Source organism: Thalassococcus profundi, assembly GCF_003344785.1.
GTDB lineage: Bacteria > Pseudomonadota > Alphaproteobacteria > Rhodobacterales > Rhodobacteraceae > Puniceibacterium > Puniceibacterium profundi.
Genome location: NZ_QPMK01000004.1, coordinates 48911 through 62837, shown reverse-complemented (window position 1 = coordinate 62837; position 13927 = coordinate 48911). Strand labels below are relative to the sequence as shown.

14 protein-coding genes are annotated in these 13927 nt (G+C 67.9%); 7 read left to right on the top strand and 7 right to left on the bottom strand.

The window, feature by feature from the left end:
- The first annotated feature begins 69 nt into the window (after positions 1-69).
- A complete protein-coding gene (gene rocF / locus DU478_RS07380) occupies positions 70-993 on the top strand; it encodes an arginase (RefSeq protein WP_114510314.1) in 924 nt (307 codons plus the stop codon).
- Between the two features lie 13 nt (positions 994-1006).
- Positions 1007-2065 (top strand): ornithine cyclodeaminase, encoded by a 1059-nt coding sequence (locus DU478_RS07375; RefSeq protein ID WP_114510313.1) that lies wholly within the window; start codon positions 1007-1009, stop codon positions 2063-2065.
- Between the two features lie 86 nt (positions 2066-2151).
- On the opposite strand, the gene DU478_RS07370 is transcribed toward DU478_RS07375, so the two are convergent.
- The 5 genes from DU478_RS07370 to purC form a co-directional block, all read right to left on the bottom strand.
- Positions 2152-3486 (bottom strand): sigma-54-dependent transcriptional regulator, encoded by a 1335-nt coding sequence (locus DU478_RS07370; protein WP_114510312.1) that lies wholly within the window; start codon positions 3484-3486, stop codon positions 2152-2154.
- A gap of 7 nt (positions 3487-3493) precedes the next feature.
- A complete protein-coding gene (locus DU478_RS07365) occupies positions 3494-5257 on the bottom strand; it encodes a sensor histidine kinase (protein ID WP_114510311.1) in 1764 nt (587 codons plus the stop codon).
- Between the two features lie 78 nt (positions 5258-5335).
- Positions 5336-6004, bottom strand: a complete 669-nt coding sequence (gene purQ / locus DU478_RS07360) for a phosphoribosylformylglycinamidine synthase subunit PurQ (RefSeq protein ID WP_114510310.1) — start codon at positions 6002-6004, stop codon at positions 5336-5338.
- Positions 6005-6061: 57 nt separating this feature from the next.
- Positions 6062-6292, bottom strand: coding sequence for a phosphoribosylformylglycinamidine synthase subunit PurS (gene purS / locus DU478_RS07355; protein ID WP_114510309.1), 231 nt, complete (start codon positions 6290-6292; stop codon positions 6062-6064).
- A gap of 88 nt (positions 6293-6380) precedes the next feature.
- A complete protein-coding gene (gene purC / locus DU478_RS07350; RefSeq protein ID WP_114510308.1) occupies positions 6381-7142 on the bottom strand; it encodes a phosphoribosylaminoimidazolesuccinocarboxamide synthase in 762 nt (253 codons plus the stop codon).
- A 180-nt stretch (positions 7143-7322) separates the two neighbouring features.
- Here purC and DU478_RS07345 point away from each other — a divergent pair, with 180 nt between their 5' ends.
- Entirely contained in the window at positions 7323-7634 is a 312-nt protein-coding gene (locus DU478_RS07345; RefSeq protein ID WP_114510307.1) for a DUF1476 domain-containing protein, read from the top strand.
- Positions 7635-7806: 172 nt separating this feature from the next.
- Positions 7807-8820 (top strand): betaine--homocysteine S-methyltransferase, encoded by a 1014-nt coding sequence (bmt, locus tag DU478_RS07340; protein WP_114510306.1) that lies wholly within the window; start codon positions 7807-7809, stop codon positions 8818-8820.
- A gap of 210 nt (positions 8821-9030) precedes the next feature.
- Here the strand turns inward: bmt and DU478_RS07335 are convergent, their stop codons facing one another.
- Positions 9031-10116 (bottom strand): PA0069 family radical SAM protein, encoded by a 1086-nt coding sequence (locus DU478_RS07335; RefSeq protein WP_114510305.1) that lies wholly within the window; start codon positions 10114-10116, stop codon positions 9031-9033.
- Positions 10117-10313: 197 nt separating this feature from the next.
- Between DU478_RS07335 and DU478_RS07330 the strand changes: the two genes are divergently transcribed.
- The 3 genes from DU478_RS07330 (at position 10314) to DU478_RS07325 (ending at position 11960) form a co-directional block, all read left to right on the top strand.
- Positions 10314-11018, top strand: a complete 705-nt coding sequence (locus DU478_RS07330; RefSeq protein WP_114510304.1) for a corrinoid protein — start codon at positions 10314-10316, stop codon at positions 11016-11018.
- Between the two features lie 107 nt (positions 11019-11125).
- Positions 11126-11299: a hypothetical protein gene (locus tag DU478_RS23105; RefSeq protein ID WP_199488298.1), complete on the top strand. Its 174-nt coding sequence runs from the start codon at positions 11126-11128 to the stop codon at positions 11297-11299.
- Positions 11280-11960, top strand: a complete 681-nt coding sequence (locus DU478_RS07325; RefSeq protein WP_114510303.1) for a DUF1638 domain-containing protein — start codon at positions 11280-11282, stop codon at positions 11958-11960. The genes DU478_RS23105 and DU478_RS07325 overlap by 20 nt, the downstream gene beginning before the upstream one ends.
- A gap of 36 nt (positions 11961-11996) precedes the next feature.
- On the opposite strand, the gene DU478_RS07320 is transcribed toward DU478_RS07325, so the two are convergent.
- Positions 11997-13865, bottom strand: coding sequence for a divergent polysaccharide deacteylase family protein (locus tag DU478_RS07320; RefSeq protein WP_114510302.1), 1869 nt, complete (start codon positions 13863-13865; stop codon positions 11997-11999).
- Positions 13866-13927 lie beyond the last annotated feature (62 nt).

Sequence of the window (13927 nt, the reverse complement as noted above, 5' to 3'; positions counted from 1 at the left end):
AAATTGGCCGGTGGAATCCAGCCCGATTTGCGCAATACTCCGGGCAACACGAGATCGAGGGACCAGCACATGACCAACCAGACCATCCTGCTTGTCGGCGCACCAGTGGACAGCGGCAAGGCCCGCCAGGGCTGCCTCATGGGCCCCGACGCCTATCGCACCGCCCGCCTGCCCGGCGCCCTGCGCGACCTTGGCCACGACGTGACCGACCTCGGCAACGTCGCCGCCGATGCGGTCGAGATCGCGCCCCGCGACGGGCTCAACAACCTCGCCGAAACGATCGGCTGGACGCAGGCCCTGAGCCGCGCGGCGCAGGCTGCCATGGCGCAGGGCCTGCCGATCTTCCTAGGCGGCGACCACAGCCTCAGCCTCGGCACGGTGCACGGCGCCGCCGCCCAAGCCGCCGCGCAGGGCCGGCCGCAATTCGTGCTCTGGCTCGATGCACATTCGGATTTCCACACCTGCGAGACCACCACCTCGGGCAATCTGCACGGCACGCCGCTGGCCTATCTCACCGGGCGCATGGGCTTCGACGGCTTCCCGCCAGTGCCGCACCCGGTGCCCGAGGACCAGGTCTGCATCATCGGCCTGCGCTCGGTCGACGAGCCGGAGCGTCAGATGCTCGAAGCCAGCAACATCCGCCGCCACGACATGCGCGACATCGACGAACACGGCATCGCCAAGCCGCTGGACGCCTTCCTCGACACCGTGGTCGGCGCGGGCGGCGCGCTGCACGTCTCGCTCGACGTCGATTTCCTCGACCCCGCCGTCGCCCCCGCAGTCGGCACCACTGTGCCGGGCGGCGCCACCGTGCGCGAGGCGCACCTGGTGATGGAGATGATCCACGACGCCGGCGTCATGACCTCGCTGGACCTCGTGGAGCTGAACCCGATGCTGGACGAACGCGGCCGCACCGCGCAGCTGATGGTCGACCTTGCCGCCTCGGCGCTCGGACGCACCGTCTTCGACCGCCCCACCCCGCGCATTCTCTGACAGGAGCCCCGCCATGACCCCCTCCGACAAGGCTTATGTGCCCTTCGTCTCCGTCGATCACATGATGCAACTGATCCACCGGGTCGGCCTCGACGCCCTGCTGCGCCGCCTCGCCGAGGCCATCGAGGAGGATTTCCGCCGCTGGCCCGCCTTCGACAAGACGCCGCGTGTCGCCAGCCATTCGCCCGAAGGCGTGATCGAGCTGATGCCGACCTCGGATGGCGAGGTCTACGGCTTCAAATACGTCAACGGCCACCCCAAGAACATGCGCGAAGGGCTGCAGACCGTGACCGCCTTCGGCCTGCTGGCGAATGTCGGCAACGGCTACCCGGTGCTGCTGTCCGAAATGACCCTGCTCACCGCCCTGCGCACCGCCGCCATGTCGGCGGTCGCGGCGAAACATCTGGCCCCGAAAAACGCGACCACCATGGCGATGATCGGCAACGGCGCGCAGTCCGAATTCCAGAGCCTCGCCATGCAGGCAATCCTCGGCCTGCGCGAGGTGCGGCTCTACGATATCGACCCCGCCGCCACCGCGAAATGCGCGGCCAACCTCGCGGGCAGCGGCCTGCGCGTCGTGCCCTGCGACAGCGCCGAGGCCGCCATCGAAGGCGCGCAAATCCTCACCACCTGCACGGCGGACAAGCAATACGCCACGATCCTGAGCGACAACATGGTGGGCGCGGGCGTGCACATCAACGCCATCGGCGGCGACTGCCCGGGCAAGACCGAACTGGCGCGCGCCATCCTCGAACGCTCCGACATCTTCGTGGAATACCCCGAACAGACCCGCATCGAGGGAGAGCTGCAGCAGCTGCCCGAAGACCACCCGGTCACCGAACTCTGGCAGGTCATCTCGGGCGACGCGCCCGGTCGCCGCGACGCGCAGCAGATCACGCTCTTCGATTCAGTGGGTTTCGCAATCGAGGATTTCAGCGCCCTGCGCGTCATCCGCGAAACGGCGATGGAAACGGGGCTCTACCAACCGCTCGACCTGCTCGCCGATCCGGACGACCCGCGCGACCTCTACGGCATGCTCATGCGCGCCGCCCCCTCGGCGACCGCCGCCTGAAGCCACCACCCTTCATCTTGCCAATAAACCTCCGGGGAGCGCGAGGGGCTGGCCCCTCGCTCCCGCACTGTCCACCAGAAATGCGCTCAGAGGTAATCCGACCGCTGCAAGCCGTATTTCGCCATCTTCTCGTTCAGCGTCCGGCGCGGCAGGCAGAGCTCGTCCATCACCGCGGAAATCGAGCCCTTGTGCCGCCGCATGGTGTTGTCGATCAGCATCCGCTCGAAGGCTTCAACGTATTCCTTGAGCGGCTTGCCTTCGGTGGTCATCACCGGCTGCATCTCGTCGTGATCCGACATCAAGAGCGACGCGATCGTGCCCGAGCCGCGGCGCGACTGCAGCACCGCCCGTTCGGCAAGGTTGATGAGCTGGCGCACGTTCCCGGGCCAGGGCGCCTGCAAAAGCTGTGCCGCCTCCTGCGCGCTGACCTGCGGCGCGTCGCAGCCGTATTCCTCGGAATATTGCTCCGACAGCCGGGTGAAAAGCGTCAGGATGTCCTCGCCGCGCTGGCGCAGCGGCGGCACGGTGATCTTGAGCGCCGCAAGCCGGTAATAGAGATCGGAGCGCAGGGCGGATTCGCAGGTCCGGCCCTCGTCCTGAAGGTTGCAGATGGCGACGATGCGGGTCTCGGGCGGCGTGCCCTGGTCATTGATGACCGACAGGAGCCGCGCCTGCGCGGAATCCGACAGCGCCTCGATATCCTCGAGAACCATGGTCCCGCCCCGCGCCTCCTCGACCGCCGGAAGCCGGGTGTCGTCGGGCTGCATGGGTCCGAAGAGTCGGCGCAGCAGCGTATCCTCGTCCATGGCGGCACAGGACAGCAGCACGAATTTCTTGCCCGCGCGGCTGCCCACCGCGTGCAGCGCATGGGCGATCAGGGTCTTGCCGGTGCCGGTCTCGCCCTCGATCAGCACATGGCCGTCGGCCTGTCCCAGATCCAGCACGTCCTCGCGCAGCCGCTCCATCGCGGGGCTGGCGCCGATCAGCTTGCGCATGATCTGGCCGCCGTCCGACAGCTCCTTGCGCAGGGCGCGGTTGTCCAGCGTCAGGCGCCGGGCGTTGGTGGCCTTCTTCGCAAGCTCCGACATGCGGTCCGGGTTGAAGGGCTTTTCGAGGAAGTCGAAGGCCCCGATGCGCATCGCCTCGACCGCCATCGGCACGTCGCCATGGCCGGTGATCATGATGACCGGCAGGGCCGAGTCGCCGCCCATCAGCTTGCGCAGAAGCTGGATGCCGTCCATCCCCGGCATGCGGATATCCGAGATCACGATGCCCGGATAGTCCGGCCCGACGACGCCAAGCGCCTCTTCGCCGCTGGCAAACACCTCGGTGTCGTAGCCCGAGAGCGCCAGCCACTGGCTGATCGACTGGCGCATGTCCTTCTCGTCATCGACAATCGCTATTTTCATCGCCTTCGACATCTGCTGCTTACTCCGCGGCCCTGGTCTCTTCATTCAATATAGGAAGCTGCATCTCGAACACAGCCCCGCCGACTTCCGCATTGCGCGCGGTCAGGCGGCCGCCGAGGTCGTTGACGATCCCCGAGGAAATGGCAAGCCCCAGTCCGACACCGTCGCCCGGCTGCTTGGTGGTGTAGAACGGCTCGAAGAGTGCATCGAGGTCCTCAATCCCGTGCCCGTTGTCGCGCACGGTGAGCGTGGCCGTCTCTCCGGAGGCGAGGATGATATCGACCTGCGGATCGCGCACGGTCTTGGTGGCGTCGAGCGCGTTGCGCAGCAGGTTGATCATCACCTGCTCGATCCGCATCCGGTCGCCCATGACGCGGACCGGCTGGTCCGGCAGGATGCGGGTGATCTTGACCTTGCGGGACTTCAGCTGCGGCTCCATCATCGACAGGGACGCGGCCAGCGCATCGCCCATGTCCACGGGCGAGAACTCCGCCTGGCCCTTGCGGGCATAGGATTTCAGCTGCCGGGTGATGCCGCCCATACGCTCGATGAGGTCGTCGATGCGGTGGAACGCGGTCAGCGCCTCGTCGGGCCGGTTGCGGCGCAACAGGAGCCGCGCACCGGCGAGGTAGGTCTTCATAGCCGCCAGCGGCTGGTTCAATTCGTGACTGACGGCGGCCGACATCTCGCCCAGGGCCGCGAGCTTGGAGCTTTGCGCCAGCGTCTGCTCGGCCACGGCAAGGGTCTTCTGCACGCGCTCGCGCTCGGCGATTTCCCGCTGGAGCCGGGCGTTGAGTTGGCGCAACTCCGCCGACTCGCGCTGGAACAGCGCCATCCGCAGCGCGGTCTTGCGGCTGAGCGCATAGAAGGCGAGTGCGGCCAGAATCGCGAAGCCCATGATCTCCAGCGCCAGCACGCCGTTCACCCTCTCACGCACCGAGGAATAGGTGGTGAAGCTGGTCATCGACCAGCCGCGGAACGGGATGCGCCCGTCGATCCGCATCACCGCCTCGCCTTGCACATAGGCATCGGCGGGCAATGCGGTCCAATCGGCGGTGGCCTGGATGGCGCGTTCGATGGCGCTGTCGGGCGGTTCGCGGCGCAGCGCCTCGGTCGGCGTCAGCCCGCGCCAGCGCGGTTCCGTGGCAAGGATGATCGTGCCTTCGGAATTGGTGACCAGCACCGCGTCGGAAATCCCCGCCCAGGAGCGTTCGAACTTGGCAAGGTCCACTTCCACCACGATCACGCCGATGGTGCTGCCCTGGTCGTCGACGCGGCGCGAATAGGTGAAACTGTAGCCGCCGGTCTCTCGCTGGATCGTGGTGAAGACGGTCGCGTTCGAGCGCTGCGCATCCACGAAATAGGGCGCGTTCCTGTGCGATTCCCCCAGCCGGTTGCGGTCGGTGGCCGCAACGGTGCGCGCGTCGCCATCCAGCAGCATCAGCGAAGCCGCGCCGATCTCGTCCACGTAAGAGATCAGCCGCTGCGAGCTCTGGCTGAAATCGTTGGAATTGAGCGCGCCGATCAGCGCCGGATCGCGCGCCAGAAGCTGCGGTACGATGGCGTTGCGGCGTAGTTCGGACAGCAGGTTGCCGGAATAGAGCGCAAGCCGCAGCTCGGCGCGATTGCGCGTGGTTTCGGTGAACCGGTCGGTGAGCAGCGCATTGGTGATCCAGACCGTCGCCACCGCGAGCAGGAACAGACCGCAGAGCGCCACCCGCACCCGCCAGCTCAGCGGCGCGGTGCGGCGGGCCTCGTCCAGGGCGTCTTGCGGCTTGTCCATTCTGTCACGATACGTGGGCGCGCCCGCAGGCTCAAGCGGCGGCATGGGCCGTCACCGAAGGCGCGGCGGAAAGATGCCTCAGGCCGCGGTCAGCGCCTCGGTCAGATGACGGAAAAACGGCGCGCCGTCGGTGTTGCCTTGCGCCGCGTCGGCGGCGCGCTCGGGATGCGGCATCAGCCCCAGAACGCGGCGGTTTTCGGACAGGATGCCGGCAATGTCGCGGGCCGATCCGTTGGGATTGGCGCCATACCGGAAGGCGATGCGGTCCTCGGCCTCGAGCCGGTCCAGCGTCGCGGCATCGGCGGTGTAGTTGCCGTCATGATGCGCGATGGGAATGCGGATCGTGTCGCCGGCATCGTAGCCGCGCGTATAGACGCTGTCAGAAGTGGCCACGACCAGCGGGACAGTGCGGCAGATGTATTTCAGGCCGGCGTTCCGCAGCAGCGCACCCGGCAGCAGCCCGGTCTCGGTCAGGATCTGGAAGCCGTTGCAGGGGCCGAAGACATACCCGCCCCGGTCGGCATGCGCCTTGACCGCGCGGCAGATCGGCGAATTGGCTGCGATGGCGCCGCAGCGGAGATAATCGCCGAAGGAGAAGCCGCCGGGGATGCCGACGATGTCGACACCGGCTGGCAGGTCGGTGTCCTTGTGCCAAACCATGCTGACATCGCAGCCCGCCGCGGCGAAGGCCGTGGCGAGATCGCGGTCGCAGTTGGACCCGGGGAAGACAATGACGGCGGCTTTCATGGAACACACTCCTTGGGACCGGTCGGGAACACGCTCTGGCCGGCGGCGTCGCGGCAATCAGGCCATTTCGATCCGGTAGCTTTCGATCACGGTGTTGGCGAGCAGCTTCTCGCACATCTCGCGCACGGTCTCTTCGGTGGTGCCCTTGGCAAGGTCGAGTTCAATCACCTTGCCCTGGCGCACGCCCTCGACCCCCTCGAAGCCGAGCCCGCCGAGTGCGTGCTGCACCGCCGCCCCCTGCGGGTCCAGAACGCCGTCCTTCAGCATTACAAACACGCGTGCCTTCATCGTTTTCTCCGCTCGCGGGGACGCGCGGCGCCCCGGCTTCATCTTGCCGATAAACTCGCATGTCCCGACGCACGCGCCGGGCACGCCGTCAGTTGATCAGCGTCGGCTTCGTCATCTGCGTGGCGTTCTTGGGCATCACACCCAGCCGCCGCGCCACTTCGGTATAGGCATCCGTCAGCGAGCCGAGGTCGCGGCGGAATACGTCCTTGTCGAGCTTCTGCCCTGTCTCGAGATCCCACAGCCGGCAGCTGTCGGGCGAAATCTCGTCGGCCACGATCAGCCGCTGGAAATCGCCGTCATAGACCCGACCCACCTCGATCTTGAAGTCCACCAGCCGGATACCGACCGCCATCATCACGCCCGAGAGGAAATCGTTGACCCGCAGTGCCAGGCTCAGGATGTCGTCCATGTCCTGCTGGCTGGCCCAGCCGAAGGCGGCGATATGCTCTTCGGTGACCAGCGGATCGCCCAGCTTGTCGTCCTTGTAGCAGTATTCGACGATGGGGCGCGGCAGCGCCGTGCCTTCCTCGATGCCCAGTCGCTTGGACAGCGACCCGGCGGCGTAGTTGCGCACGATAATCTCGAGCGGCACGATCTCGACCGCGCGCACCAGCTGTTCGCGCATGTTCAGCCGCTTGATGAAATGCGTGGGCACCCCGATACCGTTCAGCCCGGTCATGAAGAATTCCGACAGCCGGTTGTTGAGCACGCCTTTGCCGTCGATCACGTCCTTCTTCTGGGCGTTGAAGGCGGTGGCATCGTCCTTGAAATACTGCACGATGGTGCCCGGTTCGGGGCCTTCGTACAGGATCTTCGCCTTGCCTTCGTAGATTTTCTTACGGCGTGCCATGGCAGCTCTCTTTGTCCGGGGGCGCGCGGCGGTGTCCGCGCCGTTGCGCTCTCTTAGTCCATGGGCGTCACCGTCGCAAGCGGCTGCATCGGCACAGGCGCCGGCCCTGCGCCCTTGCGAAAGGACCCCGCGCGTTGCATATCCTTGGGCAACATTCACGCTTGAGGGAGCACGAGGCCGATGGGCACGTTCGACGACCGCGAAAACGCATTCGAAAACAAGTACGCGCATGACGCGCAGATGCAGTTCCGCGCCGAGGCGCGGCGCAACAAGCTGCTGGGCCTTTGGGCCGCCGGCCTTCTGGGCAAGACCGGCAGCGAGGCCGAGGACTATGCCAAAGAGGTCGTGAAGGCCGATTTCGAAGAGGCCGGCTACGAGGACGTGATCCGCAAGGTCGCGGGCGATCTGGGCAGCAAGGCCACCGACGCCGAGATCCGCGCCAAGCTGATCGAATGCGAAGCCGAGGCCAAGGCGCAGCTGCTGGACGAATAACCCCGCGCGCCCTGACAGGGCGGAACGGAGGCGAGACCGCCCCGACATAACGCGCACCGCACCCGGTGCGCGTTTCGCATATCGGTTTCGCTCATCACGATGATGAATATTATGAATTTGCCTCAAGACACGGCCCGTGAAACAGAGGCGCAATGACAGACAGGATGTTTCGATGACCGACGCGCTTTCCAAGCTGCTGGCGACCCGCGACTGGCTGATGGCCGATGGCGCCACTGGCACTAACCTCTTCAACATGGGGCTGAGTTCCGGCGACGCGCCGGAGTTCTGGAACGAGACCGAGACCGACAAGATCCGCACGCTCTACCGCGGCGCCGTCGAGTCCGGCAGCGACATCTTCCTGACCAACTCCTTCGGCGCCAACGCCTCGCGGCTGAAACTGCACGACGCCCAGCACCGCGCGCACGAACTGTCGCGCCTTAGCGCCGAGATCGCCCGCGAGATCGCCGATGCCTCGGGCCGCGACATCGTCGTCGCCGGATCGGTCGGCCCCACCGGCGACATCATGGAACCGGTGGGCTCGCTCAGCCATGCCGAGGCGGTCGAGATGTTCCACGAGACCGCCGAGGGGCTCAAGGCAGGCGGCGCCGACGTGCTCTGGGTCGAGACGATTTCGGCCCCCGAGGAATTCCGCGCCGCCGCCGAGGCATTCAAGCTGGCGGGCATGCCGTGGTGCGGCACCATGAGCTTCGACACCGCCGGGCGCACGATGATGGGCGTCACCTCGGCTGACATGGTGGGCATCGTCGACGGGATCGAGAACGCGCCGCTGGCCTTCGGCGCCAACTGCGGCACCGGGGCGGCGGACATCCTGCGCACGGTGCTCGGTTTTTCGGCGCAAGGCACCGACATGCCGATCATCGCCAAGGGCAACGCCGGCATTCCGAAATACAAGGACGGCCACATCCACTACGACGGCACGCCCGAGCTGATGGCCGATTACGCGGTGATGGCCCGCAACTGCGGCGCGCGGATCATCGGCGGCTGCTGCGGCACCATGCCGGAACACCTGCGGGCCATGCGCGAGGCGCTCGAAACCCGCGACAAGGGTCCGGCGCCGACGCTCGACCAGATCGTCGCGGCGCTGGGGCCGTTTTCATCGGAAACCGATGGCACCGGTGACGATACCGCGCCGAAGCGCGAACGCCGCGGACGTCGGCGGGGGTGACGGCCCGCCGCGGCTTGCCGGCGGATGGCAGCCCGCGGCCTGCGACGATCCGGCGCGCCGCCCTTCCCTCTGCCGGCACAGCGGCATCACGGCGGTGCCGACCCGGGAGCGCCCCGCGCCTGTTCGTACGTTCAACGCCTGAGGCGCCCTGACGCCGCTTGTCCGAAACCGAGACCGAAACAGAAACCGAGAATGACCGCCATCGACCGCTCAGAACAACGACAGCTGATCCCCCGCCCTGGGCGGCGGGCGGAACAGGTCTGCGCGCAGCGGTGCGGTGGTCCGGTCGAGACCCAGCCGCCGCGCGGCCACGGCAAAGCGGTGCGCGATGACCTGTGCGTAAGGCCCCTCTCCGCGCATCCGGTGATGCCAGCGGCTGTCGTAATCCTTGCCCCCGTGCATGGCGCGCAGGTGGCCCATGATCCGCTCCGCCCTGTCGGGGTAATGCTCCGCCAGCCAGTCGCGCCACAGCGCCGACACCTCGTGCGGGAGCCGCAGCATGATCCAGCTCGCCGCATCCGCCCCCGCGTCGGCCCCGGCGGCCAGGATGGCCTCGAGCTCGGGATCGGTGAGCGCGGGCACCAGCGGCGAGGCCATGAGCCGCACCGGGATGCCCGCGCCGCTGAGCGCGCGGATGGTCTGCAACCGCCGCGCCGGGGACGGCGCGCGCGGCTCCATCCGGCGGCTGAGTTTCGGGTCGAGCGTGGTGACAGAGACCCCCACGCGCGCCAACCCCTGTGCCGCCATGTGAGCCAGGATGTCGATGTCCCGTTCGACCAACGTGCCCTTGGTCACGATCGCCACCGGGTGGTTAAAATCGCGCAGCACCTCGAGACAGGCGCGCATGATGCCGCGGTCGCGCTCGATCGGCTGGTATGGATCGGTGTTGGTGCCGATGGCCAACGTCCGCGGGGTGTAGCCGCGCGCCCGCAATTCCCGCGCCAGCACCTCGGGCATCTGCGGCCGGGCAATGAGCCGCGTTTCGAAATCCAGTCCCGGCGACAGGCCGAGCCAGGCATGGCTGGGCCGGGCGAAGCAGTAGACGCAGCCGTGTTCGCAGCCCCGGTAGGGATTCAGCGTGCGGTCGAAGGGCAGATCGGGCGAGGAGACATAGCTGATGGCCGAGCGCGGACGTTCGTCCGACACATGGGTGCGCAGCGGCGGCAGTTCGGGGTCGATCTCCCAGCCGTCGGTTTCCAGCACGCGGTTCAGACGTTCGAAGCGCCCGGCATCGCAGCTGGCCGTTCCGCGTCCACGGCGCCGATCCGGCGCGATCCTGTTCTCCGGAACTGTCATTCCGACAGGCTAGAACGAAATAAGAACATTTGCAATCCAGGCTGTCGCCGCCGGGGCACAGACGCGCCGGCGCCGTGCCGCGCGTCGTGTTACACGCGCGGCAAGTCGCAAACCAGCAACTCCGCGATGAAATTCGTGGAATATGTCACCGAACACCACCTGCGCGCGTCATCCGCGCCCGCCTGAAGGAACCCGCCATGTCCGACGAAGAAGACGACATCATCCTGTCCGAACTGGACGACGACGAACTGGTCCAGCAGATGTTCGACGACCTCTACGACGGTCTCAAGGAAGAGATCGAGGAAGGCGTGAACATCCTGCTTGAACGCGGCTGGCAACCCTACGACATCCTGACCAAGGCGCTCGTCGGCGGCATGACCATCGTCGGCAAGGACTTCCGCGACGGCATCCTCTTCGTGCCCGAGGTGCTGCTGGCCGCCAACGCGATGAAGGGCGGCATGGCCATCCTGAAACCGCTGCTGGCGGAAACCGGCGCACCGACCATCGGCAAGATGGTCATCGGCACGGTCAAGGGCGACATCCACGACATCGGCAAGAACCTCGTCGGCATGATGATGGAAGGCGCCGGGTTCGAGGTGGTCGACCTGGGGATCAACAACCCGGTGGAGAATTACCTCGAAACCGCCGCCGCCGAAAAGGCCGACATCGTCGGCATGTCGGCGCTGCTGACCACCACCATGCCCTACATGAAGGTCGTGATCGACACGATGGTCGAACAGGGCATTCGCGACGACTATATCGTTCTGGTGGGCGGCGCGCCGCTGAACGAGGAATTCGGCAAGGCCATCGGCGCCGACGCCTATTGCCGCGACGCCGCCGTGGCGGTCGAGACGGCCAAGGATTTCGTCCTGCGCAAGCACAATCGCCGCGCCGCCGGCTGATTTGCATCCGATCGCGCCCGCAACCGCCACCAGACCCCTTGCCGCAGGCCGGGGGTCTTTTTCTTTTGGCTCCATCGCCCCATATTGTGGGGTGAAGGGAGATTCGAATGCCAGTCACATCGTTCGCACTGATGATCTTTTCCGTCCTCGCAGCGGCAGGCCTGACGATCTGGGCCCTGAACGCCTGGGGCGCGCTGACGGTGTTGCCCGTGCTCATGGCCCTGGGCCTGCTGGCCCGCTGGGCGCTGGCGCATGTGCCCTATGACGACAGCCACCCCTGATCCGCAAGCTGTCACCGACGAGGATCTGACCCGCGACGGTCTGCCCGCCGCAGGCCGGGGCCGCATCCTCCTGATCGCCTGCGGGGCGCTGGCCCGCGAAATCCTCGACCTCAAGGCGGCGAACGGCTGGCACCACATCGACCTCGCCTGTCTGCCCGCGATCCTGCACAACCATCCCGACCGCATTACGGACGCGGTCCGCGCCGCCGTGGCAGAGCACCGCGCGGACTATTCGGAAATCTTCGTGGTCTACGCAGATTGCGGCACCGGCGGCGGGCTCGAGGCCGCCTGCCGCGAGATGGGAGTCGAGATGGTCGCGGGTCCGCATTGCTATGCCTTTTTCGAAGGCGTGCAGGACTTTGCCGCGCGTGACGAGATCACCGCCTTCTACCTCACGGATTTCCTGGTGCGGCAGTTCGATGCCTTCGTCTGGAAGCCGCTCGGGCTCGACCGGCATCCGCAGCTGCGCGACATGTATTTCGGCCATTACGAAAAGCTGGTCTACCAGGCCCAGACCGACGATCCGGCCCTGGTCGAAAAGGCCCGCGCCCATGCGGCGCGGCTGGGGCTGGCGTTCGAATGGCGGTTCACCGGCTACGGCGATCTGGCCACCACGCTTGCCGACTGGGCCGGTCGCGCAAACGCCCGTCAGGGCGGATAAGCGGCTCCTTGGCCCTCGCGGACCGCCTCGACCGCACTAAAGCCCCGCCGCCTCGCTCAGCACCACCGACACCGGCACCAGTGCCACCTGGCTGGCGCGGTCCTGCAAGCCCCAGAGCAGCAGCGCCGACAGCGTGTCCGCCGTCAGCCGCCCCATCATCACCACGGCCCCGTCCTGGCGGGCTCGGAACGCCGCGCCGTCGAGGAACCGCCGGATCGCGCGCGGGTCCTGCCCGTCGCCGTCGAAATCCTTGAAGACCGTCGCCGCAGGCACACCTTCGCGCGCCGCCAGCGCGGTCGCCGTGTTGAGCCCCTTGGCCTGGAGCACCAGCCCGTGGCCGCTGTCGCGCAGCACCTGCGCGGCCTGGTCCGACACATTGCGCGCGCCTTGCAGCCCCGCATCGGGCGTTTCCAGCACCGCCACCGCCTCGGGCACCGCGCGCAGCGCCGCGGCGAGCGTCACCTCCACGTCCGACGGCTGCGCCCCGTCCGGCACACCGGCCAGCGCCATGACCTCGAAGCCGCGCTCGCGGTAACCTTTCATGCGCTCTGCCGCTTCGGGCGCGCTGGGGTCGATCGCGAAGGTCACCGGAAACGGGAAGGCGTCCAGCGTGTCCGGCCCCAGCGGCCCGCTGCCGGGATCGATCAGCACGATGGCCATGCGCGGCAGATCCGCTTCGACATCGACCGAAGCCGCATGAGCGACCAGCGGTGCCGGGTCCGTGGCCTCTGCCGTGCCGCTGTCCTCGGGCGCGCCCACCACCGGCAGACGGCTGTCCGGCACGGCGGAGCCGCGGTCGATCAACGACACCGCCGGAGTGCCGATGGCCGGCCGGGGAATTGCCGCCGTCTCGGTGTCGGACGCGTCATCGCTTCCTGTCCCGGGCGTCGGGTCGGGCGTGATCCGTGCCAGCGGCGCGCGCCCGGGTTCGGCCTCTGCCTCAGCCGCATCCGGCGCAGCCGTCTCGGGCGCGGTCGCCATGACCTCGGGCGCCGGCTCCGCGCCGTCCGGAGCGGTCTCGGCCGGATCGGGCGCCGCCTCGGCCTCTGCGACATCCGGCACAGTGGTCCCGGCGTCGGGCGCGGTCGCCACATCCTCGGCGCGCTGCTCCGCATTTTCCGGAGCGGCCTCGTCTGCGTCCGGCGTGGGCATTGCGGTCTCGGGTGCTGCCGCCATCGACTGCGGCGCAGCGTCGGTGTCACCGGTCCCCGCATCCGCCTCTGCCGACACCGCGCCCGATCCCTCCTCTGCATCCGCAATCAGGCCGCTCTCCTCCGACGGCACCTGCGGCATCGGCGGCTGCGCCGGTTCAGTGGCGATGGAGGGTTCGGTTTCCGTACCGGGCGCCTCGGGAAGCGCGGCCTGAACGCTGGGCAGAACCGGCGAGTCTGTCGCCACGTCGACGCCGCCCGGCGGATCGGCAAGGTCCGGCGCCGGCGGCGCATCTCCGGCCAACGCCGTCTCCGGCACGGCTGCGGGTTCGGTTGTCTCGGCGGTCAGCGGGGCGTCCGCCGCATCCTCGGGAGCCGCGGGTGCGGTGCCCGCGTCCGAAGGAGCGGCCACATCGGCCTCGTCTCCGGGCCGACGGGCCGGTTCCGGCGGCGCGGCTGCCTCGGGCGGGGTTTCGGTGGTGTCCTCGAAGCGCAGAGGCGGCGTGTCGGGCAGCGCGGCCTCGGGTGTCCTCGCCTCGGCTTGCGGCGTCTCCTCGGGCGGGGTCGCCGCGTCGACCGGATCGGGCGCGACCTCCTCGCCAGGATCGGCGGGCAGCACCGCCACCTCGATGTCCTCGGGCGCGGGCGGCGCGTCCACGATCGGCGCCACCCCGACCGCCAGCGACACGGCCCCTGCCCCGGCCGCCGAGACCACCAGCCCCCAGACCGCTCCCGCCACAAACCCTTTCGCCATGGGTTCCGTCCTCTCGTTCACTTCGCCTGTTGCGTGCGCCTGCCGCGCCGGGTGTGTCCCGC

Coding starts and splice junctions, on each gene's coding strand:
- rocF (WP_114510314.1), top strand. CDS start 70: ATGACCAACCAGACCATCCTGCTTGTCGGCGCACCAGTGGACAGCGGC.
- DU478_RS07375 (WP_114510313.1), top strand. CDS start 1,007: ATGACCCCCTCCGACAAGGCTTATGTGCCCTTCGTCTCCGTCGATCAC.
- DU478_RS07370 (WP_114510312.1), bottom strand. CDS start 3,486: ATGTCGAAGGCGATGAAAATAGCGATTGTCGATGACGAGAAGGACATG.
- DU478_RS07365 (WP_114510311.1), bottom strand. CDS start 5,257: ATGGACAAGCCGCAAGACGCCCTGGACGAGGCCCGCCGCACCGCGCCG.
- purQ (WP_114510310.1), bottom strand. CDS start 6,004: ATGAAAGCCGCCGTCATTGTCTTCCCCGGGTCCAACTGCGACCGCGAT.
- purS (WP_114510309.1), bottom strand. CDS start 6,292: ATGAAGGCACGCGTGTTTGTAATGCTGAAGGACGGCGTTCTGGACCCG.
- purC (WP_114510308.1), bottom strand. CDS start 7,142: ATGGCACGCCGTAAGAAAATCTACGAAGGCAAGGCGAAGATCCTGTAC.
- DU478_RS07345 (WP_114510307.1), top strand. CDS start 7,323: ATGGGCACGTTCGACGACCGCGAAAACGCATTCGAAAACAAGTACGCG.
- bmt (WP_114510306.1), top strand. CDS start 7,807: ATGACCGACGCGCTTTCCAAGCTGCTGGCGACCCGCGACTGGCTGATG.
- DU478_RS07335 (WP_114510305.1), bottom strand. CDS start 10,116: ATGACAGTTCCGGAGAACAGGATCGCGCCGGATCGGCGCCGTGGACGC.
- DU478_RS07330 (WP_114510304.1), top strand. CDS start 10,314: ATGTCCGACGAAGAAGACGACATCATCCTGTCCGAACTGGACGACGAC.
- DU478_RS23105 (WP_199488298.1), top strand. CDS start 11,126: ATGCCAGTCACATCGTTCGCACTGATGATCTTTTCCGTCCTCGCAGCG.
- DU478_RS07325 (WP_114510303.1), top strand. CDS start 11,280: ATGACGACAGCCACCCCTGATCCGCAAGCTGTCACCGACGAGGATCTG.
- DU478_RS07320 (WP_114510302.1), bottom strand. CDS start 13,865: ATGGCGAAAGGGTTTGTGGCGGGAGCGGTCTGGGGGCTGGTGGTCTCG.